Source organism: Pseudomonas sp. BB438 (assembly GCF_057180225.1).
In genome coordinates this window covers 5766895-5793481 of sequence record NZ_CM170001.1, presented here as the reverse complement: position 1 = coordinate 5793481, position 26587 = coordinate 5766895, and the positions used below count along the sequence as shown (strand labels likewise).

The 26587-nt window shown below is 65.0% G+C and carries 27 protein-coding genes; 6 read left to right on the top strand and 21 right to left on the bottom strand.

What is annotated here, in order from left to right; translation table 11 throughout:
• Window positions 1-45 precede the first annotated feature (45 nt).
• Window positions 46-681, bottom strand: coding sequence for a TetR family transcriptional regulator (locus AC1ZV1_RS26760; RefSeq protein ID WP_484294391.1), 636 nt, complete (start codon window positions 679-681; stop codon window positions 46-48).
• 154 nt (window positions 682-835) lie between these two features.
• On the opposite strand from AC1ZV1_RS26760, the gene AC1ZV1_RS26755 reads away from it, so the two are divergent.
• Window positions 836-1936, top strand: a complete 1101-nt coding sequence (locus tag AC1ZV1_RS26755; RefSeq protein WP_484294390.1) for a ferredoxin reductase — start codon at window positions 836-838, stop codon at window positions 1934-1936.
• Window positions 1937-1947: 11 nt separating this feature from the next.
• Window positions 1948-3030: a fatty acid desaturase family protein gene (locus AC1ZV1_RS26750; protein WP_484294389.1), complete on the top strand. Its 1083-nt coding sequence runs from the start codon at window positions 1948-1950 to the stop codon at window positions 3028-3030.
• Between the two features lie 6 nt (window positions 3031-3036).
• Here the strand turns inward: AC1ZV1_RS26750 and AC1ZV1_RS26745 are convergent, their stop codons facing one another.
• On the bottom strand, window positions 3037-3252 hold the full coding sequence (locus AC1ZV1_RS26745) for a hypothetical protein (protein ID WP_484294388.1): 216 nt from the start codon (window positions 3250-3252) through the stop codon (window positions 3037-3039).
• Between the two features lie 111 nt (window positions 3253-3363).
• Window positions 3364-3606 (bottom strand): DUF6868 family protein, encoded by a 243-nt coding sequence (locus AC1ZV1_RS26740; protein WP_484294387.1) that lies wholly within the window; start codon window positions 3604-3606, stop codon window positions 3364-3366.
• Window positions 3607-3823: 217 nt separating this feature from the next.
• Here AC1ZV1_RS26740 and AC1ZV1_RS26735 point away from each other — a divergent pair, with 217 nt between their 5' ends.
• Entirely contained in the window at window positions 3824-5134 is a 1311-nt protein-coding gene (locus tag AC1ZV1_RS26735) for an MFS transporter (RefSeq protein WP_484294386.1), read from the top strand.
• A gap of 81 nt (window positions 5135-5215) precedes the next feature.
• Here the strand turns inward: AC1ZV1_RS26735 and AC1ZV1_RS26730 are convergent, their stop codons facing one another.
• The 3 genes from AC1ZV1_RS26730 to AC1ZV1_RS26720 all read right to left on the bottom strand — a co-directional run bounded on the left by AC1ZV1_RS26730 (window position 5216) and on the right by AC1ZV1_RS26720 (window position 7568).
• Window positions 5216-5647, bottom strand: a complete 432-nt coding sequence (locus AC1ZV1_RS26730) for a phage infection protein (protein WP_484294385.1) — start codon at window positions 5645-5647, stop codon at window positions 5216-5218.
• 330 nt (window positions 5648-5977) lie between these two features.
• On the bottom strand, window positions 5978-6691 hold the full coding sequence (locus tag AC1ZV1_RS26725) for a hypothetical protein (protein ID WP_484294384.1): 714 nt from the start codon (window positions 6689-6691) through the stop codon (window positions 5978-5980).
• A 343-nt stretch (window positions 6692-7034) separates the two neighbouring features.
• Entirely contained in the window at window positions 7035-7568 is a 534-nt protein-coding gene (locus tag AC1ZV1_RS26720) for a ferritin-like domain-containing protein (protein ID WP_484294383.1), read from the bottom strand.
• A 295-nt stretch (window positions 7569-7863) separates the two neighbouring features.
• Here AC1ZV1_RS26720 and AC1ZV1_RS26715 point away from each other — a divergent pair, with 295 nt between their 5' ends.
• On the top strand, window positions 7864-9948 hold the full coding sequence (locus AC1ZV1_RS26715) for an AsmA family protein (protein WP_484294382.1): 2085 nt from the start codon (window positions 7864-7866) through the stop codon (window positions 9946-9948).
• Between the two features lie 66 nt (window positions 9949-10014).
• Here the strand turns inward: AC1ZV1_RS26715 and AC1ZV1_RS26710 are convergent, their stop codons facing one another.
• From AC1ZV1_RS26710 to AC1ZV1_RS26695, 4 genes are all read right to left on the bottom strand, one after another.
• On the bottom strand, window positions 10015-10470 hold the full coding sequence (locus AC1ZV1_RS26710; protein WP_484294381.1) for a GyrI-like domain-containing protein: 456 nt from the start codon (window positions 10468-10470) through the stop codon (window positions 10015-10017).
• 138 nt (window positions 10471-10608) lie between these two features.
• Window positions 10609-10953 carry an osmotically-inducible lipoprotein OsmE gene (gene osmE, locus AC1ZV1_RS26705; RefSeq protein WP_484294380.1) on the bottom strand — a complete coding sequence of 115 codons (345 nt, stop codon included), beginning with the start codon at window positions 10951-10953 and terminating at the stop codon, window positions 10609-10611.
• 85 nt (window positions 10954-11038) lie between these two features.
• Window positions 11039-11257, bottom strand: a complete 219-nt coding sequence (locus AC1ZV1_RS26700) for a hypothetical protein (RefSeq protein WP_484294379.1) — start codon at window positions 11255-11257, stop codon at window positions 11039-11041.
• A 72-nt stretch (window positions 11258-11329) separates the two neighbouring features.
• Window positions 11330-12595 (bottom strand): Hsp70 family protein, encoded by a 1266-nt coding sequence (locus AC1ZV1_RS26695; RefSeq protein ID WP_484294378.1) that lies wholly within the window; start codon window positions 12593-12595, stop codon window positions 11330-11332.
• A gap of 208 nt (window positions 12596-12803) precedes the next feature.
• Here AC1ZV1_RS26695 and AC1ZV1_RS26690 point away from each other — a divergent pair, with 208 nt between their 5' ends.
• The gene (locus tag AC1ZV1_RS26690; protein WP_484294377.1) at window positions 12804-13667 is read left to right on the top strand and encodes an isocitrate lyase/PEP mutase family protein; all 864 of its coding nucleotides are present in this window, start codon (window positions 12804-12806) and stop codon (window positions 13665-13667) included.
• A gap of 19 nt (window positions 13668-13686) precedes the next feature.
• Here AC1ZV1_RS26690 and AC1ZV1_RS26685 read toward each other — a convergent pair whose 3' ends face one another.
• Window positions 13687-14346 (bottom strand): hypothetical protein, encoded by a 660-nt coding sequence (locus AC1ZV1_RS26685; protein ID WP_484294376.1) that lies wholly within the window; start codon window positions 14344-14346, stop codon window positions 13687-13689.
• Between the two features lie 182 nt (window positions 14347-14528).
• Here AC1ZV1_RS26685 and AC1ZV1_RS26680 point away from each other — a divergent pair, with 182 nt between their 5' ends.
• On the top strand, window positions 14529-14795 hold the full coding sequence (locus tag AC1ZV1_RS26680; RefSeq protein ID WP_484294375.1) for a DksA/TraR family C4-type zinc finger protein: 267 nt from the start codon (window positions 14529-14531) through the stop codon (window positions 14793-14795).
• 117 nt (window positions 14796-14912) lie between these two features.
• Here the strand turns inward: AC1ZV1_RS26680 and AC1ZV1_RS26675 are convergent, their stop codons facing one another.
• The 10 genes from AC1ZV1_RS26675 to urtE form a co-directional block, all read right to left on the bottom strand.
• A complete protein-coding gene (locus tag AC1ZV1_RS26675; protein WP_484294374.1) occupies window positions 14913-17078 on the bottom strand; it encodes an ATP-binding protein in 2166 nt (721 codons plus the stop codon).
• Window positions 17075-17680 (bottom strand): biliverdin-producing heme oxygenase, encoded by a 606-nt coding sequence (locus AC1ZV1_RS26670; protein WP_484294373.1) that lies wholly within the window; start codon window positions 17678-17680, stop codon window positions 17075-17077. Before AC1ZV1_RS26670 ends, AC1ZV1_RS26675 begins: the two co-directional genes overlap by 4 nt.
• A gap of 226 nt (window positions 17681-17906) precedes the next feature.
• Window positions 17907-20564 (bottom strand): autotransporter outer membrane beta-barrel domain-containing protein, encoded by a 2658-nt coding sequence (locus AC1ZV1_RS26665; protein ID WP_484294372.1) that lies wholly within the window; start codon window positions 20562-20564, stop codon window positions 17907-17909.
• Window positions 20565-21003: 439 nt separating this feature from the next.
• Entirely contained in the window at window positions 21004-22704 is a 1701-nt protein-coding gene (gene ureC, locus AC1ZV1_RS26660) for an urease subunit alpha (RefSeq protein ID WP_484294371.1), read from the bottom strand.
• Window positions 22705-22905: 201 nt separating this feature from the next.
• Entirely contained in the window at window positions 22906-23211 is a 306-nt protein-coding gene (locus AC1ZV1_RS26655) for an urease subunit beta (RefSeq protein ID WP_484294370.1), read from the bottom strand.
• Entirely contained in the window at window positions 23208-23714 is a 507-nt protein-coding gene (locus tag AC1ZV1_RS26650) for an N-acetyltransferase family protein (RefSeq protein WP_484294369.1), read from the bottom strand. The genes AC1ZV1_RS26655 and AC1ZV1_RS26650 overlap by 4 nt, the downstream gene beginning before the upstream one ends.
• Before the next feature lie 157 nt (window positions 23715-23871).
• A complete protein-coding gene (locus tag AC1ZV1_RS26645) occupies window positions 23872-24174 on the bottom strand; it encodes an urease subunit gamma (RefSeq protein WP_484294368.1) in 303 nt (100 codons plus the stop codon).
• A gap of 1 nt (window position 24175) precedes the next feature.
• Window positions 24176-25009, bottom strand: coding sequence for an urease accessory protein UreD (locus AC1ZV1_RS26640; RefSeq protein WP_484294367.1), 834 nt, complete (start codon window positions 25007-25009; stop codon window positions 24176-24178).
• A gap of 305 nt (window positions 25010-25314) precedes the next feature.
• Window positions 25315-25767 carry a GNAT family N-acetyltransferase gene (locus tag AC1ZV1_RS26635; protein WP_484294366.1) on the bottom strand — a complete coding sequence of 151 codons (453 nt, stop codon included), beginning with the start codon at window positions 25765-25767 and terminating at the stop codon, window positions 25315-25317.
• Window positions 25768-25844: 77 nt separating this feature from the next.
• Window positions 25845-26543 (bottom strand): urea ABC transporter ATP-binding subunit UrtE, encoded by a 699-nt coding sequence (gene urtE / locus AC1ZV1_RS26630; protein WP_484294365.1) that lies wholly within the window; start codon window positions 26541-26543, stop codon window positions 25845-25847.
• Window positions 26544-26587: the final 44 nt, after the last annotated feature.

Here is a 26587-nt window from a genome sequence, read left to right as displayed (position 1 = left end):
AGCAAGCTCGCTCCTACAGGTAATGGGCGAGCGCGTGCGAGCGGCTCAGGGGCGCGAGCCGATTCCCGTCCAGTGCTTGGCGCCGATCATGATGAAGCGCAGCTGCTGGGTGATCTTGGCCTGGGGCGACAGGTGCGTCGGCAGGCTGTCGGCGGGCGGGTCGATCAGTTCGGGCAGGGTCGCGAACACCGTCTTCACCACGAGGTCGGCGATCACGTCGATGTCCTGGGCGGTGAGGTGCGGCAGCTTGTTGAGCAGCGCAAGGTCGGCGGCCAGATCGTCGGTGATGCGCTGGCGCAGAGCGCCCACGGCCTGGCGGATCGGGTGTGAACCGCCGTACTGCTCGCGGGCGAGGAAGAGGAACTGGGTGCGATTGGCGGTGACGGCGTCGAGGAAGATGCGGACCGAGGCCTCGATCACGCCGCCCAGCTCGAACTCGTTGCGGCGCACCACGCGGAGGGTTTCGCGGAAGGTCTCGTCGACATCGGCAACCAGGGCGAGGCCGAGCTGGTCCATGTCGGTGAAGTGCCGATAGAAGCCCGCCGGCACGATTCCCGCTGTCTTCGCCACTTCCCGCAGGCTCAGAGTGCCGAAGCCGCGGCCGCTGTCCATCAGGCTGCGCGCGGCATCCATCAAGGCCAGGCGGGTCTGTTGTTTCTGTTCGGCGCGGGGAGTGGACATACGACTGGGCTATCCAAGGCGAAGGCGCAGGCACTCTAGCAAATGCCGGTCGGCGCAGGGGAAGTTCCTGAAGTGAATAGTGAACGAGTGTTGACTGAAATCTCCTGCTCATGAGATTTTAAGTGAACACGTGTTTACTGTTTGGTATTTATCCATGTCCCTGCTTCCTTTCGCCGGCCTGCGCTTCATCTCGCCGTTGCTGTCACCGCTGCGTGCCCTGGTGCGTGGCCAGTGGCTGCGCGAGTCGGACGTCGATGCCGTGTTGCGCGCCTGCAACCGTGGCTGGTCGCTACGACGCGTGTTCGCGCGGGTCGAGGCACGGCAATGGGTGGCGGACGACATGCTCGAACTGCGCCTGCGCCCCAATGCCCACTGGCGTGGTGCGCGCGCCGGCCAGCACCTGCAGCTGTTCGTCGAGCGCGACGGTGTGCGCCACAGTCGCAGCTACAGCCTGACCCGCGTTGCCGCGGACGGCTGCCTGGAATTCGCCGTGAAGCTGCAACCGGGTGGGCGGATCTCGTCCTTCCTGCTGCAGCAGCTGTGTGTCGGTGACGTGCTGGAACTGGGCCAGCCAGACGGCGACCTGGCCTGGCCGGCTGACGATCAGGGCGTGTTGCTGCTGGCTGCGGGCAGTGGCCTGACGCCCTTGCTCGGCCTGTTGCGCGAGGCGCTCGCCCGTGGCTACGGCGGCCCGGTGACGCTGCTGCACTATGTCCGCGAGCGCGGCCAGAAGGCTTTCGTCGTCGGGCTGGAAGCGCTGGCGCGGCAATACCCCAATCTCGAACTGCGCTGGGCGCTGAGTGGCGATGCTGCGCTGGACGGCGAGCTGTCCGGGCGCTTCCAGCGTGATCACGTGGCCGGCCTGGCCGCTCGCCATGTGCTGGCCTGCGGCCCCGGCGGCTTCGTCGAAACGGTGCGCCAGGTGCTCGAATCGAGCAGTCGCAGCCTGCAGGTGGAAAGCTTCAGCCCGCCCGCCAGGGACGACGGCGAGCCAACAAAAGCGGTCAGCCTGCGCTTCGCCCGCAGTGCGCTGCAGGTGGCCGGCGACAGCCGCCGCAGCCTGCTGGAGCAGGCTGAATCCCACGGCCTGCGCCCGGTGCACGGTTGCCGGCAGGGCGTGTGTACCCGTTGTACCTGCACGCTGGTCAGCGGCTGCGTGCGCGACCTGCGCAGCGGCGAGCTGTTCAGCGAACCGGGGCAGCCCATCCGCATCTGTGTCAGCGCGCCCCAGGGCGACCTGACCGTCGATCTCTGATCATCAGGAGAATGTCCATGCGCGAAGATCGCGACCTCAGCGCCGCCGAGCTGGCGGCCTTCGGTGCCGAACTGGACGGCCTGCGCCAGCGCACCCTGCACGACCTGGGCGAACAAGACGCCCGCTACATCCGCCGTATCCGTGCGGCGGTGCGCTTCTGCTGCTGGAGCGGTCGGGTGCTGCTGATGGCCGGCTGGTTCCCGCCGACCTGGCTGCTGGGCACCTTCCTGCTCGGCCTGGGCAAGATTCTGGAGAACATGGAACTCGGCCATAACGTCATGCATGGCCAGTACGACTGGATGAACGATCCGGAGTTTTCCGGGCAGAACTACGAGTGGGACATCGTCGGCCCGTCGGACTTCTGGCGGCACACGCACAACCACGTGCACCACACCTACACCAACGTGCTGGGTATGGACGACGACGTGGGCTACGGCGTGGTGCGGCTGTTCCCCGAGCAGAAGTGGAAGCCGTTCTACCGCTGGCAGCCGCTGTGGGTGACGATCCAGGCGCTGCTGTTCCAGTACGCCGTGGCGATCCAGCATCTGCGCCTGGACAAGTACGTGAAGGGCCGGATGAGCAAGGAAGAGCTGCGTCCGCTGCTGCGCCAGTTCAATGCCAAGGTCGGGCGCCAGTGGGTGAAGGATTACGTCGTGTTTCCGTTGCTCGGCCTGTTCACCGGCTCGTTCGCTGCCGTGCTGCTGGGCAACGTCATCGCCAACCTGATGCGCAACCTGTGGACCTTCACCGTGATCTTCTGCGGCCACTTCACCGAGAAGGCGGCAGTCTTCCCGCCCGAAGTGCTGCAAGGCGAAACGCGCGGCCACTGGTACCTGCGCCAGCTGCGTGGGTCGAGCAACCTGGAAGGTGGTCCGCTGTTCCACATCCTCACCGGCAACCTCAGTCACCAGATCGAGCACCACCTCTATCCGGACCTGCCGGCGCGCCGCTATGCGCAGCTGTCGAAGGACGTGCAGGCGATTGCCGCGCGCTACGGCCAGACCTACAACAGCGGCCGCCTGTCGGCTCAGTTCGCCACGGTGCTCAAGCGCATCTGGGTCCATCGCCGGCCGACGCAGCCGGCGATCGCCTGAGCCGAATCAGGCGCGGCGGGTCAACGGCGAGGCAACCTCTTCACGCAGGGCGCGCAGGTCGGCGGCGTCCTGGTTGAGATGGTGGATGGACTTGAGCAGCTTCTGTCGGAGCAGGTCATCCTGAACCTGTTCGACGGCCCGCATGACTTCCAGGGCCGTGGCCTCGTTGTTGGCGGCGACGGCGTCAAGAGTCTTTCGCAGGCTGCGGGTTGCGTGGTGCACGGTGAGTTCTCCTGAAAACTGCGTGCACCCTACGACCGAAGTATTTCCAATAAATTTCAATAAGTTGCTTTCCGATCGGCGGTCATGATGTCGCACCGGTGGCGCAGCGATTCAGGAAAGCATGCACAGCGCCAGCAGCGGCGCGAGGTTGAGCAGCAGGACGCCAATCTTGTAGGCCGCCATGCCGCCGTAATGAATCGCATCGAATGTCTCAACCGGCAGATCGAACCAGCGGCGATGCAGGCGGTAGACGACGTCGTGGGCGAAGGTGAAGGCGGCGAACCAGACCAGCAGGATGGCGTAGTTGATCAGCGTGGAGCAGAGCAGAAAGGGTTTCAGGTCCTGGAGCGGCATGGCGATTCTCCGGGTACGTACTGTGTTGGACGTGCGTCCACAGGGATGGTTTCAGGCATTCGCGCGGGCATTGGTCCGATAGCCGGCGCGCTGGCCGCCAGCCATAATGCGCACCGGCCGCAAACCATGTGATCTTTGCCGCGCGACCGCTGTCCGATGTGCGGACGGCTAACCTTGCCGTAACCCCCACCTTCCTCCTCTGCCTGCCGGACTCGCCATGTTCAGCCCGCTCGTCACGTTCCCCGCGCTCTATACCGCCACGCTGCTGATGCTCGCCGGCTCCGGGCTATTCACCACCTACATGGGCCTGCGCCTGACCCAGGAAGGCGTCAGCGACCTCTGGGTCGGTGGCCTGATGGCGGCGTACTACTTCGGCCTGGTCTGCGGCGGCAAGTTCGGCCACAAGCTGATCGCCGGTTTCGGCCACATCCGTTCCTACGTGGCCTGCGCGGGGATGGCGACGGTGATCGTGCTGATCCACGCGTTGGTCTCGCAGCTGGAGGTCTGGATCGTCCTGCGTTTCGTCATGGGCGCGGTGATGATGAACCAGTACATGGTGATCGAGAGCTGGCTCAATGAGCAGGCCGAAGGGCACCAGCGCGGCAAGGTGTTCGCCGGCTACATGGTGGCGGTGGATGCCGGCCTGGTCGTCGGCCAGGGCCTGCTCGCGCTGAGCCCGGCGCTGGATTACAAGCCGCTGCTGCTGGTCGCCATGTGCTTCTCGTCCTGTCTGATTCCGCTGGCGCTGACCCGCCGCGTCCACCCGGCCAAGCTGGTGTCGGCGCCGCTGGAGATCGGTTTCTTCTGGAAGCGCGTGCCGCAGTCGCTGGGCACCATCTTCGTCGCCGGCCTGATGGTCGGCGCGTTCTACGGCCTGGCGCCGGTGTATGCGGCGCGCAATGGCCTGGACACCGCGCAGTCGAGCTTCTTCGTTGGCATGTGCATCGTCGCCGGCTTCTGCGCGCAATGGCCGCTGGGCTGGCTGTCGGACCGGGTCAACCGCAGCTGGCTGATCCGCGCCAACGCCTTGCTGCTGTGCCTGGCGGCGGTGCCGATGTGGGGGCTGATCGAGCTGCCCTATACGCTGCTGCTGGTGAACGGTTTCGTCACCGGCATGCTGCTGTTCACCCTCTATCCGTTGGCCGTGGCCTTGGGCAACGACCATGTCGAGCAATCCCGCCGGGTGGCGCTGTCGGCGATGCTGCTGACGACCTACGGCGTCGGCGCCTGCATCGGCCCGCTGTTCGCCGGCGCGATGATGCGCCACTTCGGTCCGGGCATGTTCTACATGCTGGTCTCGGCTTATGCGCTGATCCTGATCTTCTGGGTGCAGCCCAAGCGCGTCACTGGTGTGCACCGCGTCGATGAAGCGCCGCTGCACCACGTCGCCATGCCGGATACCGTCAGCCCGATGGCCGCCGCGCTGGACCCGCGCGTCGATGAGGTGCCGGAAGAACTGGTGGTGGAAGCGCCAGCGACCATTGGCCGCTCCGATGGCGAGCCGGATGCGGGCGAGACGAAGCACTGATCCTGTGTCGCTAGCGCGGAAATGAGAAAGCCCGGCAGATGCCGGGCTTTTCTTTCGCCTGTTCGGCGTAGTTCACGCCGATCAGGAAACACGCTTCAGATGGGCATCGAACACAGTGTCACCACCGGATTCGGCGACCATGTTGCTGTGCAGTTTGTCGATGGTGTGCTCGGAGCCGTTCTCGGCTACGCGGGCGCCATCCATCTGCTTGTGCAGGCGGTCGATGGTGCGCTCGGAGCCGTTGTCGGCGACCCGGGCGTCGTTCATCTGCTTGTGCAGGCGATCGATGGTGCGCTCGGAGCCGTTGTCGGCAACGCGGGCATCGTTCATCTGCTTGTGCAGGCGGTCGATGGTGCGATCGGAGCCGTTGTCGGCAACACGGGCTTCCGCACTCTGCTGCTGCAGTTGCTCGGTGCTGCGGGGGCCGTTGTTGAGGATGGCCGGGGCGGCGAAGACGGCGCTGGCGGACATCAGGGAAGTGAGTGCAAGGCTGAGGGCGATCTTGGTTTTCATGTTCACAGGCTCCGAAGGGGGGCGGTATGTTCTGGCTACGGGGTTATTTTCCCTTCGGATAAATCGATTTAAAAACGATGCCTGGTAATACAGAGCATCAGTGATGTCGATGATTTAGCCGGCTAATTTCTACTATCGCCGTCAATGATGGAACGACGAAAACCGCTCTAGGGCGGCATTGAAGGGCGTGTTTCAGTTGGTTTCAGGCAAGACGCCGTTACAAAACACGACTGGCCTTTAATCGAAGGTGGGTTGTCGCGGGGCTGGATCGATAAGAAAGCCCGGCGAGGCCGGGCTTTTCTCGCACCTTGCGGTGTACTGCCTGGAGCGTTACGCCTTCAGGTGGGCGTTGAAGACAGTGTCGCCACCGGATTCGGCCACCATGTTGCCGTGCAACTGGTCGACGGTGTGCTCGGAACCGTTTTCAGCAACGCTCATCTCGTCGTGCAGGCGGTCGATGGTTTTGCTCGAACCGTTTTCAGCGACGCCCAATTGCTTGTGCAGGCGGTCAACGGTCTGGCTGGAGCCGTTCTCGGCGACATTCATTTCCTGGTGCAGGCGATCAACCGATTTGCTGGAGCCGTTCTCGGCAACGCTCATCTCGCTGTGCAGACGGTCGATGGTTTTGCTCGAACCGTTTTCCGCGACGCCCAGTTGCTTGTGCAGGCGGTCAACAGTCTGGCTGGAGCCGTTCTCGGCGACGTTCATTTCCCGGTGCAGGCGATCAACCGATTTGCTCGAACCATTCTCGGCGACGTTCATTTGCTGGTGCAGACGATCAACGGACTGGCTGGAGCCATTCTCGGCCACGTTCATTTTCTGGATCAGGCGATCGACCGACTGGCTGGAACCGTTTTCGGCGATACGGGCCTTGGCCGCGTCGAGTTGTTTCTGCTGCTGACCCAGGCTGCGTTCGGCGCCGTCCTGAACCAGGATCTGGGTCTGGCTGGCATTGATCACAGGGGATTCCTGCTGGGAGCCGGCGAAAGCGGCATTGGCAGCAAGTACGGAGAGGGCAAAGCCAAGTACGAGGGTGCGTTTCATGATGCGGCTCCAGAAAGAGTGGGGAGTTCGTTGGACACGGACTCAGTATCTGTTCTGGATTATCGATTGGAAAACGATGCTGGGAGATAGTCGCTATCGATGCCGATGATTGTTAAATACTGTATTTAAAATCAAATAGTTAGCTGTTAAAAATGACTTATATCAATGCCTTCGATGGGCGTTATCGGTGTGATTGCTAGTATCTGATTAGTCGATCTATTTAGGGGTGGGAATGACGCAACGGCTCTGGGACGGGGCTTTCCAGTGAATGCTGGTGCCAGGTGCGCGATACCCGGCCGCGGCCGGGTATCGACGAGGGCGAACGAGCGGGGATGAGGGGACGTTACTTGAGGTCCTGGAGCAGGTCTGCCATGTCATCGGCGTGTTCTTCTTCCTGGGCGAGGATCTCCTCGAAGAGGCGGCGCGTGGTCGGATCGTCGTCACCCAGGTAGACGACGATCTCGCGGTAGCTGTCGATGGCGATGCGTTCGGCGACCAGGTTCTCGGTGATCATCTCGCGCAGGTTGGCGCCGGCTACGTACTCGGCGTGGGAGCGCTCGGTCAGCCCGTGCGGGTCGAAATCCGGCTCGCCGCCCAGCTGCATGATGCGCTCGGCCAGCTGGTCGGCGTGCTGCAGTTCCTGGGTGGCGTGTTCGAGGAACTCGGCGGCGGCGACGCTGGCCTTCAGGCCCGTCGCCATGAAGTAGTGGCGCTTGTAGCGCAGGTAGCAGACCAGTTCAGTGGCCAGCGACTCGTTGAGCAGACGTAGCACGGTCTTGCGGTCGGCATGGTAGCCCTCGGTCACCGCGCCTTCTTCGATATTGCGGCGCGCCCGTTGGCGCAGGGTCTGGACGTCGGTCAATGGTGCCTGGTTCATCAAATCTCTCCTTAACGGCGGGCCAGGTGACAGGCCGGCGCTGCGGTGGCGCGCGGCACGGTTCGGGTCACAAGGCTGTGAGTGGCTGGTGCCGGGGAAAGTTTGGTTTTTTTGCCCGGCCGGCTCGCTGCAACGAATTGCCGCGCAGATTGCGGGAGCCATCATCTCGCTATGCTGGTCCAACACGACAGGCCAAGGGAGAATGCCGGGCCGGCATGCTCAGGCGGCCTTTGATACCGGCAGCGACGTGGGGACGTCGCTGCTTCCACCGACGCGGCAAGCAGGGAGTTCAGGTATGACGCGCGGGAAACGAATCTGCCTCTGGAGCTTCACCGGTTTCATCGCGGTGATCGCCGCGCTGGTGGTGTTCATCGCCACCTTCGACTGGAACCGGGTGAAGCCTACGATCAACGAGAAGGTCTCGGCCGAACTGGGACGCGCCTTCGCCATCAACGGCGACCTGCAGGTGTTCTGGCGCACGGAACCGGCGGAGGGTGGCTGGCGGGCCTATGTACCGTGGCCGCATGTCAGTGCCGCCGACATCACTTTGGGCAACCCTGACTGGGCGGCCGGCAAGACGCATTCGCCCAACTTTGCCAGTCTGGAGAAAGTCGAGTTCCGGCTCGCCCCGCTGCCGCTGCTGTGGCAGACCGTGAACATCCCGCAGATCGTCCTGACCCGTCCGAGTGCGGACCTGCTCCGCCTGGCCGACGGTCGGGCCACCTGGACCTTCGAGCTGCCGAAGAAGGAGGAAGACCCCGACGCGCCGCCCGAGCAGTCGTCGTGGACGCTGGACATCGGCGAGATCGGATTCGACAAGGGCAGTGTCACCCTCGATGACCAGAGCCTGAAGACTCGCCTGGAGCTGCTGGTGGACCCGCTCGGCAAGCCGGTGCCCTTCGGCGAACTGGCGGGCAAGGCGCTGGCCGGCGGCGACAAGGCCGAGACCCAGGACTATGTGTTCGGCTGGAAGCTCAAGGGCCAGTACAAGGGCCTGCCGCTGACTGGCGCGGGCAAGGTGGGCGGCATGCTGGCGCTGCAGGATGCGGGCAAGCCTTTCCCGGTGCAGGCTGACGTGTCTGCCGGCAGCACCCGGGCGAGCATCGTCGGCACGCTGATCGACCCGCTGAACCTCGGTGCGCTGGACCTGCGACTGAAGCTGGCCGGCACCAGCATGGCCAACCTGTTCCCGCTCACTGGCGTGACCCTGCCCGATACGCCGGCCTATGAGACCGATGGCCGCCTGAAGGCCGAGCTGCACGATTCGGCCGGCGCGCAATTCCACTACGAGAATTTCAACGGCAAGGTGGGTGACAGCGATCTGCATGGCGATCTCGTCTTCGTCAACCGCCAACCGCGGCCCAAGCTCTCCGGCACGTTGCGCTCGGACCAGCTGCGCATGGCTGACCTCGGCCCGCTGATCGGCGCCGACTCCAACAAGGAGAAGCAGGCGCGGGGCCAGAGCACCCGCCAGCCGGCGGACAAGGTGCTGCCGGTGGAAGCGTTCCGCACTGACCGCTGGCGCGCGATGGACGCTGACGTGGAGTTCGCCGGCAAGCGCATCGTCCACAGCGACAAACTGCCGATCAGCGACCTGTATACCCACCTGGTGCTCAACGACGGCCTGCTGACCCTGGAGCCGCTGCGATTCGGCGTGGCTGGCGGCACGCTGGATTCGCACATCCGCCTGGACGGCGGCAAGACGCCGCTGCAGAGCAAGGTCCAGTTGCAGGCGCGCAGCTTCAAGCTCAAGGAGCTGTTCCCCAGCTTTGCGCCGATGCAGTCCAGCTTCGGTGAGCTCAATGGCGACGCGGCCCTGACCGGCACCGGCAACTCGGTGGCGACCATCCTGGCCGGCGCCAACGGCGAGATGAAACTGCTGATCAACGACGGCCGCATCAGTCGCAGCCTGATGGAGATCGCCGGCCTCAACGTGGGCAACTATGTAGTGAACAAGCTGTTCGGTGACGACGAGGTGAAGATCAACTGCGCGGCCGCCGACGTGGGGATCTCCAATGGCCTGGCCAAGCCGAGGGTGTTCGCCTTCGATACCGAGAACGCGATCATCACGGTGGATGGCACGGCCAACTTCGCCACCGAACAACTGGACCTGGACATTACGCCGCAGAGCAAGGGCGTGCGAATTTTCTCCCTGCGCTCGCCGCTCTATGTGCAGGGCACTTTCAAGAACCCGAAGGCTGGCGTCCATGTGTTGCCGTTGGCGGCGCGCGGCGCGGGGATGGTCGCCCTCGGCGTGGCGGTGGCCCCGGCTGCGGCGCTGCTCGCCCTCGTTGCACCGAGCAAGCAGGACGACAACCAGTGCACCGCCCTGCTGGAGCAGATGAAGCAGCCGTCGAAAGCGCCCGCGAAAGGCAAATGAGCTCCCTGCAGGAGCGGGCCATGTCCGCGATGGTGCGCATGGCGCGCTCCTGCGGGCGATGCCGGATTAATAGATCGGCACGTAGAGATCGGTTTCCGAGGCCGGGTCCTGCGGGCCGAGGAAGCGCTCGGTGTAGCGTTCCAGGTCCACGCCTTTCTTCGGCTCCAGACCGTGGCGGGCCAGCAGGCTGGAGTAGATGGCCTGGAAGCTGTCGGCGATGGCGGTGACCGGGCCGATATGGGTAAACACCGCGTACTTCTGCGCGGGCACCTCGACGCTCGTCATGCCCTCGGGCACGGCTGCGCCGGGCTCCACCGGCAGGCCGGCGATGTAGTGGAATTCGCCGCCCGGCAGCTGGGTGCAGACGCCGTAGGCGGTATTGTCGTTCGCGCTCGCGGCGACTTCGTTCTCGCGTGGCAGGAAGCGCTGCCACAGCTGGCCGATGCTGTCGCCCGGCGCGCTGCCGCGGTAGTCCATGCCCACCACGTGGAAGGCGGGCAGTTCGATGATGCGGTATTTCATGGTCGGCTCCTGGGGTGGCTGCAGGGATGATAGACGGCCAGCGTGCGACGAGAATATCCCGGGCCGGGCGTGGCGGCGTGCCGAATGAAAAGGCCCCCGCCATGGGGCGAGGGCCTTGTCGTCACACCAGCGAAGCCGTCACGGCTGGTAGTCGCGTTCGTGGCGGTCCAGCTCCGAGCAGGTCATGAAGCCCGAGCCGTCCACCTGGCCGCTGCCGTCGAAGCTCACGTAGAACGGTTGCTGCTGGCCATCCTTGCTGAGGATGTAGCTGTTGCAGCTGCCCGGCTTCATCAGGCGTTTCTGGGTCGACGACGGCGTACCGCCGATCTTCAGGACTTGTTCCTGGCTCATCCCCTTCTCGACGTTGCGCACCAGCGGCTGGTCGCGGAAGGTGATGTAGTTGACCGGGTTCTGCACCTTGGTGGACGCGCAGCCCGCCACCGAGGCCAGTACCATCAGCGCCAGCAGTGATCGCTTGTACATGGTGTTCTCCTTGGTTGAGCAACTCACTCGCTCAAGTTGGAGCCTAGGTCATCTTCCGGCGTTCAAGAAATCTGCGGGGGCGGGGTTACTGGGCGTCTTTCAGGGCGTCGTCCAGGCGCTGTTGGTTCTGCACATTGGCGGCATCGATCTGCTGCTTGAGCTGCTGCATCTGCTGTTGGGCCTGTTGCGCCTGCTGGGCCTGCAGATTGGCAGTGGTGGCCGCGGTGGCAGCGGTTTCGCCCAGGCCGCAGGCGGAGAGCGTGGCGGTCACAAGCAGCAGGCTGGTCAGTTGAACGGTGCGCATGGCGGGCTCCGGGCGCGAAAGGTATTGCCACCACACTAGCGCACGGCGGCATCGCCGTCAGTGAGCGGCTGCTCAGCCGTAGCGCTTCATCGCCTCGATGGCCAGGCCGTTGCCGATCCCGCCGAAGCGGTCGCCGTCGACGTGGCGGGCATTGGGCAGCATGGCGGCCACGCTCTGGCGCAGTGCCGGTACGCCGGAGGAACCACCGGTGAAGAACACGGTATCGACCCGCGCCGGGTCCACGTCGGCCGAGCTCAGCAGCTCGGTGATGCTGCCACGCACGCGCTCCAGCAGCGGGGCGATGGCGCCTTCGAACAGTTCACGGCTCAGCTCGGCGACCAGGCCGGCCTCGACACGAGCGAGGTCGATGTCGCGGCGATCGGCGTCGGACAGCTCGATCTTGCTCGCTTCCACCTGCATCGCCAGCCAGTGGCCGGCGCGCTGCTCGATGAGCTTGAACAGGCGATCGATACCGGTGGCATCGACGATGTCGTAGCGCATGTTCTGCAGCGCCAGCTGGGACTTCTGTGCGTACACCGCGTTGATGGTGTGCCAGGTGGCGAGGTTGAGGTGGTAGCTGGTCGGCATGAAGGCATCGCTCTTCATCTTGCTGCCATAGCCGAACAGCGGCATCACGCCCTGGATGCTCAGCTGCTTGTCGAAATCGGTACCGCCGATGTGCACGCCGCCGGTGGCGAGGATATCGCTCTGGCGGTCGGCGACTTCGCGGCGCTCCGGAGACAGCCGCACCAGCGAGAAGTCCGAGGTACCACCGCCGATGTCGACGATCAGCACCAGCTCCTCGCGCGCGATGCTGCGCTCGTAGTCGAAGGCCGCGGCGAGGGGTTCGTACTGGAAGGAGACGTCCTTGAAGCCGAGCTTCTGCGCCACGGCGACGAGGGTGTCCTGGGCGTCCTGGTCGGCCTTGGGATCGTCATCGACGAAGAACACCGGGCGGCCCAGCACCACGGATTCGAATTCGCGCCCGGCGACGCTCTCGGCCCGCTTCTTCAGCTCGCCGATGAACAGGCCCAGCAGGTCCTTGAATGGCATGGCGCTGCCCAGCACGGTGGTCTCGCTTTTGAGCAGCGATGAACCCAGCAGGCTTTTCAGCGAGCGCATCAGACGACCTTCGTAGCCTTCCAGGTATTCGTGCAGAGCCAGGCGGCCGTAGACCGGACGGCGTTCCTCGACGTTGAAGAAGATCACCGAGGGCAGGGTGATCTTGTCGTCTTCCAGGGCGATCAGCGGCTCGGTGTCCGGGCGCCACCAGCCGACGGTGGAGTTGGAGGTGCCGAAGTCGATGCCCAGGGCGCGGGACGCGGAGGTCGGGAACATGGTGCAAGGTGTCCGGAGAAAAAACGGCCGCGCAGTGTACGCGAGTACTCGGCGAAATTCAGGGTATCCGTCGGGAAGCGATGGTGGCAAAGAGGGCTTGGGGAGTAGCTTGTAGTTTTGCTACATTGTGTTCCTGTAGTTTTCCTACAAGAGTTTTCCACTATCTGATTTCCGTTCTCCCACCCCGTACACGCAGTTGGATCCCACCATGCACAGAGCCTCCTTCCACGAATTGCGCAAGGATTTCCGCGCCTTACTGAATTCTTCAGCCTGCTATCACACCGCGTCGGTGTTCGATCCCATGTCGGCGCGCATCGCCGGCGACCTGGGTTTCGAAGTGGGCATCCTGGGTGGTTCTGTAGCTTCACTACAAGTTCTGGCGGCGCCTGACTTCGCGCTGATTACCCTGAGCGAATTCACCGAGCAGGCCACCCGCATCGGCCGCGTCGCCCGCCTGCCGGTGATCGCCGATGCCGACCACGGCTACGGCAACGCGCTGAACACCATGCGCACCATCGTCGAGCTGGAACGTGCCGGCGTTGCCGCGCTGACCATCGAGGACACCCTGCTGCCGGCGCAGTTCGGCCGCAAGTCCACCGACCTGATCCCGGTCGAGGAAGGTGTCGGCAAGATCCGCGCGGCGCTGGAAGCGCGCATCGACCCGGAAATGGCGATCATCGCCCGCACCAACGCCGAAGTGCTCGAAGTGGACGATGTGATCCGCCGTACCCTGGCCTACCAGGCTGCCGGCGCAGACGGCATCTGCATGGTCGGCATTCGCGACTTCGACCACCTGGAATCCATCTCCCGCCACCTGTCCGTGCCGCTGATGCTGGTGTCCTACGGCAACCCGGAGCTGCGCGACGACGCGCGTCTGGCCGAGCTGGGCGTGCGCATCGTGGTCGACGGTCACGCCGCCTACTTCGCGGCGATCAAGGCGACCTACGACTGCCTGCGCGAGCAGCGCGGCGTGCACGCCTCCGACCTGACCGCCTCGGAACTGGCCAAGAAATACACGCTGCCCGAGGAGTACCAGATCTGGGCGCGCGAATACATGGAAGTGAAGGAGTAAGACTCCTTCCGTTCCCCGCTCAACGTTGGGGCAGATGGCTGCTGAGGTACTCGATCTGCGCGTTGAACGGGTAGAGCAGGGTGCCACCGGCCGCCTGGCTCTTGCGCAGGAATGTCCAGTGCGCCATCAGGCTGTCGCGCGCGGGATTGTCCGGCAAGGCCTCAAGGTGGGACTGCAGGCTGGCACACAGCGCTTCGATGCGCTCGCTCTGCGCCGTGGACGGCTCGCCCAGTAGCTTGCGGTTGGCCTTGCGGGCTTCCAGCAACGCCAGTTCGCGCAGTTCTCCGCGTATCGACGGTGCGCTGTCCGACGTATTCCCCAGGAAGCTGTCGAACAGATCGGCGACCTCCTGCGTCTGCTGCAGCGCTTCTTTCAGATCGACGTCCTTCTTGCTGTACGCGTCGCGCACCTTGCTCAGTGTCTGCTGGTGCAGTTGCCAGATGTCCTTCAGCGTCCTGGCTTGTTTCTGCTCGCCAAGCTGGCTTTCGAACACCACGCCAAGGCTGTCCAGGCGAGTCAGAAAGCGATCGTCGCCGGTGGCTGCATAAAGCAGCAGATAGCGCTCGATATCCTGCAACAGCGGATCGGTCTGGCGGGCGCTGGCCTCGGTAGCGGACACGGGGCCGGACAGCGCCCCCGTCAGCATCAGACCGGCGAACAGTGCGTAAACGAATCGCATGATGGGTTCCTTGGATGACGTGGAGGGCCGCCATTCTCGGTTTCATGCTCCGCTCTGCCTGTAAGGTGAATCTGATAATGCTGGCGTAATGCGCCGCTTTTGCCTCAGATCGACGGCCCCTTGCAATTGTTTCCGACACCCTTCATATCGGTATGAAGAATGATCAATCGACGGAGGTCGCCATGGCCAGCGGCTGGGCAAACGACGGGGCGGTTCAGGAGCAGATCGACAGCACCATCGAGGATGCCATCGCACGGGCGCGCAACCAGATGCCCAAGGGCGAGAGCCTGACCCACTGCGAGGAGTGCGATGCGCCGATACCCGAGGCGCGGCGCAAGGCGATTCCCGGTGTGCGCCTGTGCGTGACCTGCCAGGCCGAGCACGACAAGGAGCAGGCGGCCTACGCCGGATACAACCGCCGTGGCAGCAAGGACAGCCAGCTGCGCTGAACCTGTTGTCGGCATGAAAATGGCGCCCCGGGGGCGCCGTTTGCGTTTGTGCGGATCGGGGTTCTCCTGCAGGAGCAGGCGATGCCCGCGATCACGCACCTGCAAGTCCGCTCGGCGTCAGCCCGATGGCGTGAGCGGCACCAGCACGCTGAAGGTGATGATGCCGTCGGCCTGCTCCACGTCGATACGGCCGCCGTGGGCGCTGACGATGGCCTGTGAGATGTACAGGCCGATGCCCAGCCCGCTCTTGTTGCGGCCATGGCCGCCAGCGTCCTGCTTGAATGGCTCGAAGAGATGGGGCAGGCGCGCTTCGTCCAGCGCTTCCGCTTCGTTGAGGAGGCTCAGCCGCGCCAGCTCGCCGTGCCGGCGCAGTTCCACCAGCACCGGGCGGCCGGGGCGGCCATGGTGGCGGGCATTGCTCAGCAGGTTGGCCACCACCTGCAGGTAGCGGTCCGGATCGACCTGCGCCTGCACGCCGTCCTCGATGGCGGTTTCGATGGACAGGCCGGGATAGGCCACGTCGGTTTCCTGGACGATGTCACGGACCAGCCGCGAGAGATCGGCCGTTACCGGTTTCACGGTCATTCCCGCGCCACTCTGCAGCCGGCTCATCTCCAGGATCTGGCTGATCAGCCGTTCCATGCGGCTGCTGGAATAGGTGATGTGCTGGCGCAGTTCGGCATTGCGCACGTCGCTGGAGGAGAGCATCGCCGCCGCCATGGAGATCGATTGCAGTGGGTTGCGCAGGTCGTGGCCGAGGACGGCGATCAGGCGCTGGCGCATGCGGTCGATCTCGCCGGCGCGGTTCAGGCACAGCTCCACCAGTTCGGTGCGCAGCTTCTCGGCGATGTTCAGGTCGATGCCGGTCCAGGGCATCGAGCGACCGCGCACCACTTCCTCCCAGGCCTCGAACGAGCCCCGCGGGGTCAGGCGTGGGCCCGAGGGGCCGGTCTTGACGATCTTTTCCGGCTTGCCGCCCCAACGGATGCGGTGCACCTGCTCCAGGCGCAGCCAGACGATCCAGCCAGACTCCTGGCGATGGAAACGGATCGCCATGACGCCGCAATAGCGCGGGTCGTGCGGGCCGTCGGGCAGCTCCGGGCGTCGATCGCTGTGGAACAGATCCAGCTCTTCGTTCTGCTGCAACTGGGCGACCATGGCGACCGCCAGGTCTTCGAAATCTCCTCCGATACTGCTGGCACGCCCGCCGAGCATCACCACCGCGCCATCGCACGGCAGCAGGTCGGCGACGTTGGCGTCGGGGCGCGACAACGCGCTGAGCAGGTCGTCGGAGTCGCGGGTGCGACGCAGCAGCGCCTGCTGGCGCTCGGAGGCCTGGCGCAGCAGCTCGCTGATGCGGCTCTGTTCCAGGCGCTCGACCATGGCGCTGCACACCTGGGAGAACACCTGGAAGGACATGCGAATCGGGTAGGGCACCACCTTCGGGCTCATGTGGTGGCAGGAGAACAGCCCCCACAGCCGCCCACCCACCACGATGGAAATGCTCATCGACGCGCGCACGCCCATGTTGGCGAGGTACTCGCAATGGATCGGCGAAACGCTGCGCAGGGTGCTGAAGCTCAGGTCGAAGGGCTTGCCGCTGTGCGGGTTCAGGGCGGGGCGCACGGCCACCGGCTGGTACGCCGCGTCGCCGATCAGCCGCACCGGGTTCTGCAGGTACAGACGTCGGGCCTGGGCGGGAATGTCCGAGGCCGGATAGCGTTGGCCGAGGTAGCTTTCCAGGTCCTCGCGGCGGGATTCGGCGACCACTTCACCGGAGTCGTCTTCATTGAAGCGGTAGGCCATGACGCGGTCGTAGCCGGTCATTCGCCGCACTTCCTCGGTCACGCTGACCAGCAGGCTGTCCACGTCGTTGCGCAGTTGCAGCTGGCTGACCAGGCGCTGGGCGTTGAGGGCGAAGGTGGTGAAGGAGGCGGTACCGGCGGCGCGTCGTTCGAACTCCAGGTAGCGCACGCCATCATGGCTGTGGCCGATCACATCGAAAAAACGCCGGTTGATCCGCGTTTCCACGCTGTTGATCCACGGGCCTTCCTCAGCCAGTCCTTCGCCGAGCATCGCCAGCACGCTGGGGCCGACATCCGCCTCCGCCAGCGGCTCGCCCAGCGTCGGAGCAATACCCAGCAGGGTGCCGAGGTTGTCACTGAAGCCGAGTACGAGACCCTCAGCGTCGACGGCAATCAGGGCGCCGTGGGGCTGGATCGCCCCCGGCACATGGATGGGTTCGTCCTCGCAGTTGGCGAGGGTGACCGTCTGATCGCTCATGCCGGGACTGTCCGCTTGGGAGCAGCCTCGAGCACCCAGTCGCGAAACGAGGTGAAGGCGCGCACGGCGGCGTCCTGGGCGCGGGCGATGTCTTCGTCCGAGGTGACATGCTCGGCCAGCAGGCGCTGGAACGCGCCCCAACGCTCGCCAGTGTGCTCGCCGTAGCCTTGCAGCCAGCGCAGGGGCAGTGGCTCGAGCGGTGCCTTGAGACGTTTGTAGAGCACCCGTCCGCCGAGGGTTGCGCCTTCAGCCACGTAGGCGATGCCAAGGGCTTCGGCGACGCTGTTCGGCACTGGTGCGGTGGGGCAGTCGGGTAGCGCGTCGGTGAAATGCTCGCCGGCCAGCAGGTCGGCTTCCAGCCACTGGCTCTTGCCGCGACGCTGAAGGGCATCCTCGTGGTCCGGCCAGAGCGGCCAGAGCGCCTGCTCCAGCGGGCGCATCCAGCCCAGTACGCGGGCGGCGTGGTTGAGGTAGTCGGTGTGAGTCAGCGCGGTGGTGAGCGGGGAGCGGCTGTCAAGGTCGGCATGCAAGGCCTGGGTGGCGGCGCGCAGTGCGGCCAGAGCGGGCGAGATGCCCGGGCGTTCGTTCGGTTGCGACGTCATCGCCGTCATCGCGGGTCCACCTTTTTCTTTGAGCTGCAGAGCATAGCAGCTCAGGGTGGCTGACCGGTGTGCCAGGGAAAAGTTGATCGAATTGTCAGGCTTTCGGAGGGGCGCAGGCGTCTCCCTGCCGGAGCGGGCCATGCCCCACCTCGCGCGCATGGCGCGCTCCACAGGGACTGCAAAAGGCCGCCGCACAGTGTGTGCGGCGGCCTTGTTCACGGCGAGGTCAGAAGTTGACTTTCAGCCCCAGCGTCACCGCCTGGTCGCGGTAGCCGTTGTCGCCGTATTGCTTGCCCACTTCACCCCAGACGTTGACGCGGCTGTTCACCTTGCTGGTGGCGCCGAGTTTCACTTCGAAGATGTCGCTGGCACCGTCCATCTCGAACTTGGTGTTGCCCATCTTCGCGCCGAAGTCGTCGGTGTTGTGGATCCAGTTGGTTTCCACGTACGGCTCCACGCCGTAGGTGTTGGCGAAGCCACCGGCCTGGTTGCTGCGTACGGCGGCCCGGGCGCCCAGCCGGGTCATGATGTTGCCGTCGCCCTGGCTGGTAACCCTGGTGCCGTTGGCCTCGCGGTGGCTGTCGGCCTTCACGCCCATGTAGACGACCTGCGCCTGGGGCTGTACGTAGTAGGTGGCGCTCTCGGTCTTCGCCATGGTGAAGGTCTTGCCCGCCTCGATGGACGCGGTGATGCCCTTGGCGTCGTATTTCTCCTTGGCCAGTTGCTCGCCTTTCACCTGTGCGTCGAAGTCGTTCCACAGTACCCAGCTGTCGACATAGGCGCCGTTCTCGTCGTCCTTGTTCTCGTACCAGGTGCCATAGACGCCCAGGCTGTAGCCGTCGATCTCGCCCCGCGAGCGGTAGCCGGTGATGCGCGACTTGCTGGTCGAGTTGCCGTTGGCGTAGCCAGCCATCACACCGACGACCCAGTCGCCGTTGTCGGTCTGCTTGCGGTACAGGTCACTGCCCAGTTGCAGTACGTAGCGGTTGGACTCGGTCTTCAGCTGTCCGGTGCTGTCTTCCCAGCGGCTGGAACCATCGACGTTGCGCATCCACAGCATCGAAGTGACTTCCTTGCCGGTGTCCGGATCGACGTAGGTCAGGTTGCCGGTTCGGTCATGCAGGCGGTGCAGGAACATCGTGTTGGCTGCCGCCATGTTGGCGGTATAGCTGGCGCCTTCGGGCTGGCGCACACGGTCGTCGTCGCGAGGAACCGGCGGCACGGGCGTCGGATCGACGGGGCCAGGGCCCGGATCGATGGGATCCGGATCTTCCGGCTCCGGATCGGGGCCAGGACCGGGGCCCGGATCGATCGGGTCCGGATCTTCCGGTTCGGGCTCGGTCGGCTTGTAGGAGGTCAGGTACCAGTCGCTGTTCGCGCCGGTCGAGCCGACGAAGCTGCCGCCACGGCGCAGCACGTACTCGTAGCCGCCCTCGGTCACCCGGTCGGACTTGAACTCGCCGGCCGAAGTGCCGCCGACAGTGATCATCTGGATGCCTTCCAGGGTCTCGTCGCCGGGACCTTCGGTGTTGTTGACGGTGACGCGGGTCTCGCCCGAAGTACTGCCGGTGATGGCGAGCTTGTCGGTTTCCGAGGTGTCGTTGCCCAGGTAGGTGTTCATCACCAGGTGACCGCCACCGGTGAAATCACCGTCCACGGTCAGCGTCTTGTAGGTGTAGGCGCCATGCTCGTCGTGGCGGTCGTACACCAGTTGCGCGCCGTCGGTGAGTGCCAGATTGGTGAGATTGGAGTTGCCGGTCATGAACCAGTGACTGGAGGCGCCGTCCATGGCGAGGTCAATCACCCCGTCAGTGGCGGTGCTGGTGGTGCCGTTGAAGTAGGAACCGGCGGCCATTTTCAGGTCCAGCTTGCCCTGGTTCTGGGCAAAGAGGGCTACGCCCTTGCGGTTGGCTGTGTTCGCGTCAGCGTTGCTGTCGAGGACATAGACCCTGGCGCTGTCGGACGTGACGCTGGAGTCGGCGCCCTTGGCGTAGATCGCGTAGTTGCCGTCCTTGACCGTGACTTGGGTGTCACCCAGCAGATAGACCTGACTGCCCCGCGTCCCATCGCCATAGGCGCCCGCTTCGGCATAGATGCCGTACCCGTTGCCCTTGGTCGCCTCGGTGGCGTTGATGGTGCTGATGGTGGTGCTGCCCAGAGTGATCACACCGCCCTTGTTGGCGAAGACCGCATGAGCGTCCTTGCCAGTCGAGGTAATGACGCTGTTGTCGCCAATGGTCACCGACGCGCCGCCCAGGGCCTTGGTGTTGGTGTTGCCCGCATAGACGGCATAGCCGTCGCCGTATTCATAGACCGTCGATCCCAGGCTGAGCTCGGTGTTGGCGCCGTTGCCTGCACTGGTAATGGTCGCCCCATCGCCGACGACGATGCTGTTGGTATAGCCAGCAGCAGGCGAGGAGTTCGCCCTCACCCCCATGCCCTGAGTGGTAATCACTGCATTGTCGCCGACGGTCACGCTCGATCCATTGGTGTTGCGCGTCACGTTGATGCCGTCGGCGGAGGAGCCGGTCGTGACGATGTTGAGCTGGCCGAAGGTCATATGGTTGGTGCCGTTATTCACCTGAATGGCATCGGCCTTGCTGCCGCCGGTGGTGATGGACGTAGTCGCTTCGCTCAGGTTGAACCGGGTTCCGGAGTTGTTACCGTAGATGCCGAAACCTTGCATAGGTGCCAGCTTGCCCTCGGTAGTGCCGGTATTGATGACCAGGCTGGTCGTCCCGGCAGCCGGAGCGTCGTAGATGGTTGCATCGCAGGAGATGGATGTGTCTGTCGTAGTGCAACCAGCCAGAGCAGCCTGGCTCTGCCCGAAGAGGGCGACGGCCAGTGCCACATGCGTGGCCAGAAGGGTTTTCTTGAAGCGCATTGCAAACCTCCTTGCACCCGCCGCCAGAGGGCGATGCGGGGCGGATTCCCAGCGCCTTGGGCCTTTCCTGGCGGGTCTTCCGGAGGGGAGGTATCCGGATCGTTTCCTGATTCGCTGGACAGTGTGTGGAGGCATGGTCGCGAGCTTGTGCGCCACGCCGGATCCGCGGCCGGTAAGGGCTTTGCTGGATCAGTGGACACATTGTTCAGCGTGCGTTCAGACAGCCGAATAAGACGAATCTCAATCGGCGTAAGGCGGGGTAGGGGATCGGGAAAAGCTTGATTTATGGCAAGTGCGGAAGCCGGACCGGGCATTGCGCGCCGGTCCGCAATGGTGCAGCGGTACTTACTGGTTCAGCTCGCGCGCATCAGCGGAAACGAGAGAACGGGACTGGCAATGCGTCGCGTAGCAGGTGTGGTTCGTGCCGGGACGGAGCCTGTCAGAACAGGAAGTAGCGCTGCGCCATTGGCAGCACGTCAGCCGGTTCGCACCACAGCAGTTGCCCGTCCGCGCGCACCTGGTAGTTTTGCGCATCGACCTCGATGTGCGGCAGGTACGCGTTGTGGATCAGGTCGGTTTTCTGCACGCCGCGGCAGCCCTTCACCACGCCGATGGCCTTGTGCAGGCCCAGTTCGTGGTGCACGCCGAGGTCGAACGCGGCTTGGCTGATGAAGGTCAGGCAGGTGGTATGGCGGCTGCCGCCGAAGCTGGCGAACATCGGCCGGTAGTGCACCGGCTGTGGCGTCGGGATCGAGGCATTGGCGTCGCCCATCAGGCTCGCGGCGATGGCCCCACCCTTCAAGATAAGACTCGGCTTCACGCCGAAGAAGGCCGGGCGCCAGAGCACCAGGTCGGCCAGTTTGCCCACTTCGATGCTGCCCACTTCATGGGCGACGCCATGGGTGATTGCCGGGTTGATGGTGTACTTGGCGATGTAGCGTTTCGCGCGGAAGTTGTCGTTGCGCGCGCCGTCGCCGTCCAGTGCGCCGCGCTGCTTTTTCATCTTGTCGGCGGTCTGCCAGGTTCGCGTGATCACTTCGCCGACGCGGCCCATGGCCTGGCTGTCGGAGCTGATCATGCTGAAGGCACCCAGATCGTGGAGGATGTCCTCGGCGGCGATGGTCTCGCGGCGGATGCGCGACTCGGCGAAGGCCACGTCCTCGGCGATGCTCGGGTCCAGGTGATGGCAGACCATGAGCATGTCCAGGTGCTCGTCGATGGTGTTGCGGGTGAAGGGGCGGGTGGGGTTGGTCGAGCTGGGCAGCACGTTGGCGAAGCCGCAGGCCTTGATGATGTCCGGCGCGTGGCCGCCGCCGGCGCCTTCGGTGTGGTAGGTGTGGATGGTGCGGCCCTTGAAGGCGGCCAGCGTGGTTTCGACGAAGCCTGACTCGTTGAGCGTGTCGGTGTGGATGGCCACCTGGACATCCAGGCGGTCGGCCACCGAGAGGCAGTTGTCGATGGCGGCCGGAGTGGTGCCCCAGTCCTCGTGCAGCTTCAGGCCGATGGCGCCGGCGCGCACCTGCTCTTCCAGGGGCAGCGGCAGGCTGGCGTTGCCCTTGCCGGTGAAGCCGATGTTCATCGGGAAGGCATCGGCCGCCTGTAGCATGCGCGCCATGTGCCACGGACCGGAGGTGCAGGTGGTGGCGTTGGTGCCGGTGGCCGGCCCGGTGCCGCCGCCGATCATGGTGGTCACTCCGCTCATCAGCGCCTCTTCGATCTGTTGTGGGCAGATGAAGTGGATGTGCGTGTCGATGCCGCCGGCGGTGAGGATCATGCCTTCGCCGGCCATCACTTCGGTGCTGGCGCCCAGGGCGATGGTGACGCCGGGCTGGATGTCCGGGTTGCCGGCCTTGCCGATGGCGGCAATGCGCCCGTGCTTGAGGCCCACGTCGGCCTTGACGATGCCCCAGTGGTCGAGGATCAGCGCGTTGGTGATCACCGTGTCGACGACCTCGGCGGCGCAGCGCTGGCCCTGGCCCATGCCGTCACGGATGACCTTGCCGCCGCCGAACTTCACTTCCTCGCCGTAGACGGTGAAGTCCTGCTCCACCTCGATCCACAGGCCGGTATCGGCCAGGCGCACGCGGTCGCCAACGGTGGGGCCGAACATGTCGGCGTAGGCTTGTCTGCTGATCTTCATTGGGGCTCCTTGGCAGCCTGGATCTTTCAGTCTTCCGGGAATTCTGGCTGGGCGTTCAACCGTGCCCTCTCCCCCGCCCTCTCCCTGAAGGGAGAGGGAGCTGTCCGTGCCGGCTGAGGTTAAGGTTTCACCATGCTCCGAACGGTCCCCTCTCCCTTCAGGGAGAGGGTTAGGGAGAGGGGGCTCTAGCTGGCATGGCGGTCACAACGCGCCCATCACTCGCCCCGCAAATCCATAAACCTTCCGCTCGCCCGCCAGTTCGACCAGTTCCACGTCGCGGCTCTGCCCCGGCTCGAAGCGCACCGCGGTGCCTGCCGGGATGTTCAGGCGCATGCCGCGTGCGGCGTCACGGTCGAACAGCAGCGCGTCGTTGGTCTCGAAGAAGTGGTAGTGCGAGCCGACCTGGATCGGCCGGTCACCGCTGTTGGCCACCGTCAGGCTGAGCGTGCGGCGGCCGGCGTTGAGTTCGATCTCGCCGGGCTGGATGTCGTATTCGCCAGGGATCATGGGGAGCTCCGTGGGTCGAGGATCAGTTGCATGAACGTCAGGTCCAGCCAGCGGCCGAACTTCTGGCCCACCTGCGGCATCTGCCCGCTGGTGATGAATCCCAGGCGTTCGTGGAGGCGGATCGACGCCGTGTTGCCGCTCTCGATGGCCGCGACCATCACGTGCAGGCCCTGGGTGCGGGCGCGCTCGATCAGCGCCTGCATCAGCAGTGGGCCGAGGCCCTTGCCGCGCTGGTCGGCGCGCACGTAGACCGAGTGTTCGACTGTCTCGCGGAAGCCGTCGAAGGCGCGCCACGGGCCGTAGCTGGCGTAGCCCACCACCTCGCCGCCGTACTCGGCGACCAGCACCGGGAAGCCCTGCTGGGCGCGCAGTTCCAGCCAGGCGTGACGGTTCTCCAGGTCGATGGCGACCTCGTTCCAGATGGCGGTGGTGTTGAGCACGGCGTCGTTGTAGATGTCGCGCAGACTGCCGAGGTCGGCTTGGCTGGCGTCGCGGATGAGCATGGTGGTTCCTCTCTGTCAGAAATCGCTCAAGGCCGTAGCGAGCGCAGTGCAGGCAAGGCGCTCGTCGACGAGGTCGCGGAGTTTACGACTGTAAATGAGCAGACCGAGTCGGCGAGCAACGTCGCCTGCGCAAGCGCAGTAGGCATTGAGTGATTTCTCAGGCGATGGGCTGGTGAACGGTGACTAACTTGGTGCCGTCCGGGAAGGTGGCTTCCACCTGGATTTCCGGGATCATTTCCGGCACGCCTTCCATCACCTGTTCACGGTTCAGCAACGTGGTGCCGTAGTGCATCAGGTCGGCGACCGTCTGGCCATCCCGCGCGCCTTCGAGCAGCGCGGCGGAGATCAGCGCCACGGCCTCCGGGTAGTTGAGTCTTACACCGCGGGCGAGGCGGCGCTCGGCGACCAGGCCGGCGGTGAAGATCAGCAGCTTGTCCTTCTCGCGAGGGGTCAGGTCCATCTCAGGTGCTCCAGATTCGGGGAGAAACGGCCTCGCGGCCGAGCAGCGCGGGTCGCAGCCGGCGCCAGAGTTCGATGAGCCAGGCGCGGGCGTGCAGCGCCTCCTGGGTGAGGCAGCGGGCGACCACCAGGCCAGGCAGTTGGGTGAGGTTGCCGCGCCCCTGGCAGGGGACGGCACGGCAGGCTTCGAGCAGTGCCGCGTCGATCTGCCCGCTGGCGATCAGCGTCGCCATCACCGGGTGGCTGGCAAGGCCGATGGGCGAGTCGAGCAGGCGGTCGTTGCCCTCCACGCGCTGGCGTTCGTGCCACAGGCGCTGGCCATCGCGGTGGATGTCCAGGGCGGCGGAGAAGTGGCCATCGTTGAAGCGCTCGCCACTGGCCGGGCGGCCGAGAGCGACCACATCCCAGTAGAACAGCCGGGCGTCGGCTTCGAGGTCGATGCGCGTGGCCAGTTCAGTCTGCGCGCCGGAATAGACGATGGTTTCCTGCGGCAGCCATTCCAGCGTGGCACCGGGGCCGACGCGGATGTCCAGGTGCTGTTTCGCCGGGCAGTTGGCGCGGTACCACTTGGCCGCGCCGGGGCTGGTCAGTTGCGCCCAGCTGTCCGCGCCCGCGTGGATATCCAGTGTCAGGGTGTCGCCGCCGGCGATGCCGCCGGGTGGGTGCACGATGATGTGCTGGCAGACTTCAGGGCCTTCGGCATAGAGGTGCTTCTGCACGCGCAGCGGCCCCAGGTGACGGCGGGTCACCGGTCGTGTGCTGTCGCCGATGCGGGCGTAGGCCAGCTCCAGTTCGGCGTGCCAGGCGGGGTGGAAGAGGGTGGCCGGTGCGTTCATGGGCAGCTGCGAAACCAGGGATGCTCAGGACAGAGCAATCAGCGTGCCGGGATGCGCCAGGATAGTGCGCGAGGGCTTCTGATCGCGCTGCAAGGCGCAGCGGGCGGAGGTTTCAAACGAGACGGGGGTTGTCCGATCGGTCAGGTAAGGGCGCAGTTGCGGTGCATCACGGCAGTCTGCGCACTGCATTGGTGCGAAGGTTTGCTGCAGAAGCGAGCCATGCCCGCGATCGCGCGCACGGCGCGCTCCCACAGGGCGTTCATGTTGACTTGGCGCCAGGAGGAAGCGCCAGGCCGCAGGATCCGTCAGCCCAGCTGCTTGCGCATGTACACCCGGCGGAAGCCGTTCTCCAGCCGGCGCGCGTATTCCTGGTAGCCGTTCTTCGCGTACAGCTCGATGTTCTCCACCATGCGTTCGTTGGTGTAGAGGTACAGCGACTGGTAGCCCAGTTGCACGGCAGCTTCCTCGGCCTGCACCAGCAGCACGCGGCCGATGCCTTGGCCTGCGCACTCGGGCAGCACGGCGATGTTGTCGAGCAGGAAGCCCTCGTCAGTCTCGCGCATCACCAGCAGGCCGACCGGCGCGCCGTCCTGCTCGGCGATCAGCACGCGGTCCTCGGCGATGATCGCGTGGTAGTCGTCGAGCATCGGACCCGGCTTGCGGCCCAGCTTGGGAATCCACTGGGCATAGGCTGCCGCCACGCAGACCGCGGCGAATCCGGCGTCGTCGTTGACGGCGGGGCGCAGGGTGATCGGCATGGCAGGCTCCAGGAGAAACGATGACGGGGCCTGCCAGCTTGCCACCCGCCGCCGCCGTCCGCCAGTGACAGGTCGTCTCAGATCGCCACCAACCCCCGCACGCCATCGCGTTCCATGTCTGCGCCCCGGCCCTGCTGGACGATCTCGCCCCGAGACATCACCAGGTACTGGTCGGCCAGGTCGGCGGCGAAATCGTAGAACTGCTCCACCAGCAGGATGGCCATGTCGCCGCGTTCGGCGAGCTTCCTGATGACCGCACCGATCTCCTTGATCACCGAGGGCTGGATGCCTTCGGTGGGCTCGTCGAGGATCAGCAGGCGCGGGCGGCTGGCCAGGGCGCGGCCGATGGCGAGCTGTTGCTGTTGGCCGCCGGAGAGGTCGCCGCCACGACGCTGCTTCATCTCCCGGAGCACCGGGAACAGCTCGTAGATGAACTCGGGCACGGTCCTGGCTTCTTTCGCACTGAAACGCGACAGGCCCATCAGCAGGTTTTCCTCCACCGTCAGGCGCGGAAAGATTTCCCGCCCCTGGGGTACATAGGCAATGCCGGCGTGCACGCGCTGGTGTGGCTTGAAACCGGTGATAGGCTTGCCCTCCCAGCTGACCTTGCCGTCCTTGGCCGGCACCAGGCCCATCAGGCAGCGCAGCAGGGTGGTCTTGCCGACGCCGTTGCGCCCCAGCAGGCAGGTGACCTCGCCGATCTTCGCGTCGAACGACAGGCCACGCAGGATGTGGCTGCCGCCGTAGTACTGGTGGAGCTTGTCGACTTGCAGCATGGATTGGTTCCTCGGCTCTCTGCCGTGAGAGCACCGTTGTAGTC

Bases quoted from the DNA above. Each gene is read 5' to 3' on its own strand.
- AC1ZV1_RS26665 (WP_484294372.1), bottom strand. From the start codon at position 20,564: ATGCGCTTCAAGAAAACCCTTCTGGCCACGCATGTGGCACTGGCCGTC.
- ureC (WP_484294371.1), bottom strand. From the start codon at position 22,704: ATGAAGATCAGCAGACAAGCCTACGCCGACATGTTCGGCCCCACCGTT.
- AC1ZV1_RS26700 (WP_484294379.1), bottom strand. From the start codon at position 11,257: ATGCGCACCGTTCAACTGACCAGCCTGCTGCTTGTGACCGCCACGCTC.
- urtE (WP_484294365.1), bottom strand. From the start codon at position 26,543: ATGCTGCAAGTCGACAAGCTCCACCAGTACTACGGCGGCAGCCACATC.
- AC1ZV1_RS26690 (WP_484294377.1), top strand. From the start codon at position 12,804: ATGCACAGAGCCTCCTTCCACGAATTGCGCAAGGATTTCCGCGCCTTA.
- AC1ZV1_RS26670 (WP_484294373.1), bottom strand. From the start codon at position 17,680: ATGACGTCGCAACCGAACGAACGCCCGGGCATCTCGCCCGCTCTGGCC.
- AC1ZV1_RS26655 (WP_484294370.1), bottom strand. From the start codon at position 23,211: ATGATCCCTGGCGAATACGACATCCAGCCCGGCGAGATCGAACTCAAC.
- AC1ZV1_RS26720 (WP_484294383.1), bottom strand. From the start codon at position 7,568: ATGAACCAGGCACCATTGACCGACGTCCAGACCCTGCGCCAACGGGCG.
- AC1ZV1_RS26635 (WP_484294366.1), bottom strand. From the start codon at position 25,767: ATGCCGATCACCCTGCGCCCCGCCGTCAACGACGACGCCGGATTCGCC.
- AC1ZV1_RS26735 (WP_484294386.1), top strand. From the start codon at position 3,824: ATGTTCAGCCCGCTCGTCACGTTCCCCGCGCTCTATACCGCCACGCTG.
- AC1ZV1_RS26650 (WP_484294369.1), bottom strand. From the start codon at position 23,714: ATGCTCATCCGCGACGCCAGCCAAGCCGACCTCGGCAGTCTGCGCGAC.
- AC1ZV1_RS26640 (WP_484294367.1), bottom strand. From the start codon at position 25,009: ATGAACGCACCGGCCACCCTCTTCCACCCCGCCTGGCACGCCGAACTG.
- AC1ZV1_RS26730 (WP_484294385.1), bottom strand. From the start codon at position 5,647: ATGAAAACCAAGATCGCCCTCAGCCTTGCACTCACTTCCCTGATGTCC.
- AC1ZV1_RS26750 (WP_484294389.1), top strand. From the start codon at position 1,948: ATGTCCATGCGCGAAGATCGCGACCTCAGCGCCGCCGAGCTGGCGGCC.
- AC1ZV1_RS26710 (WP_484294381.1), bottom strand. From the start codon at position 10,470: ATGAAATACCGCATCATCGAACTGCCCGCCTTCCACGTGGTGGGCATG.
- AC1ZV1_RS26645 (WP_484294368.1), bottom strand. From the start codon at position 24,174: ATGGACCTGACCCCTCGCGAGAAGGACAAGCTGCTGATCTTCACCGCC.
- AC1ZV1_RS26740 (WP_484294387.1), bottom strand. From the start codon at position 3,606: ATGCCGCTCCAGGACCTGAAACCCTTTCTGCTCTGCTCCACGCTGATC.
- AC1ZV1_RS26680 (WP_484294375.1), top strand. From the start codon at position 14,529: ATGGCCAGCGGCTGGGCAAACGACGGGGCGGTTCAGGAGCAGATCGAC.
- AC1ZV1_RS26725 (WP_484294384.1), bottom strand. From the start codon at position 6,691: ATGAAACGCACCCTCGTACTTGGCTTTGCCCTCTCCGTACTTGCTGCC.
- AC1ZV1_RS26675 (WP_484294374.1), bottom strand. From the start codon at position 17,078: ATGAGCGATCAGACGGTCACCCTCGCCAACTGCGAGGACGAACCCATC.
- AC1ZV1_RS26760 (WP_484294391.1), bottom strand. From the start codon at position 681: ATGTCCACTCCCCGCGCCGAACAGAAACAACAGACCCGCCTGGCCTTG.
- AC1ZV1_RS26755 (WP_484294390.1), top strand. From the start codon at position 836: ATGTCCCTGCTTCCTTTCGCCGGCCTGCGCTTCATCTCGCCGTTGCTG.
- AC1ZV1_RS26695 (WP_484294378.1), bottom strand. From the start codon at position 12,595: ATGTTCCCGACCTCCGCGTCCCGCGCCCTGGGCATCGACTTCGGCACC.
- osmE (WP_484294380.1), bottom strand. From the start codon at position 10,953: ATGTACAAGCGATCACTGCTGGCGCTGATGGTACTGGCCTCGGTGGCG.
- AC1ZV1_RS26715 (WP_484294382.1), top strand. From the start codon at position 7,864: ATGACGCGCGGGAAACGAATCTGCCTCTGGAGCTTCACCGGTTTCATC.
- AC1ZV1_RS26685 (WP_484294376.1), bottom strand. From the start codon at position 14,346: ATGCGATTCGTTTACGCACTGTTCGCCGGTCTGATGCTGACGGGGGCG.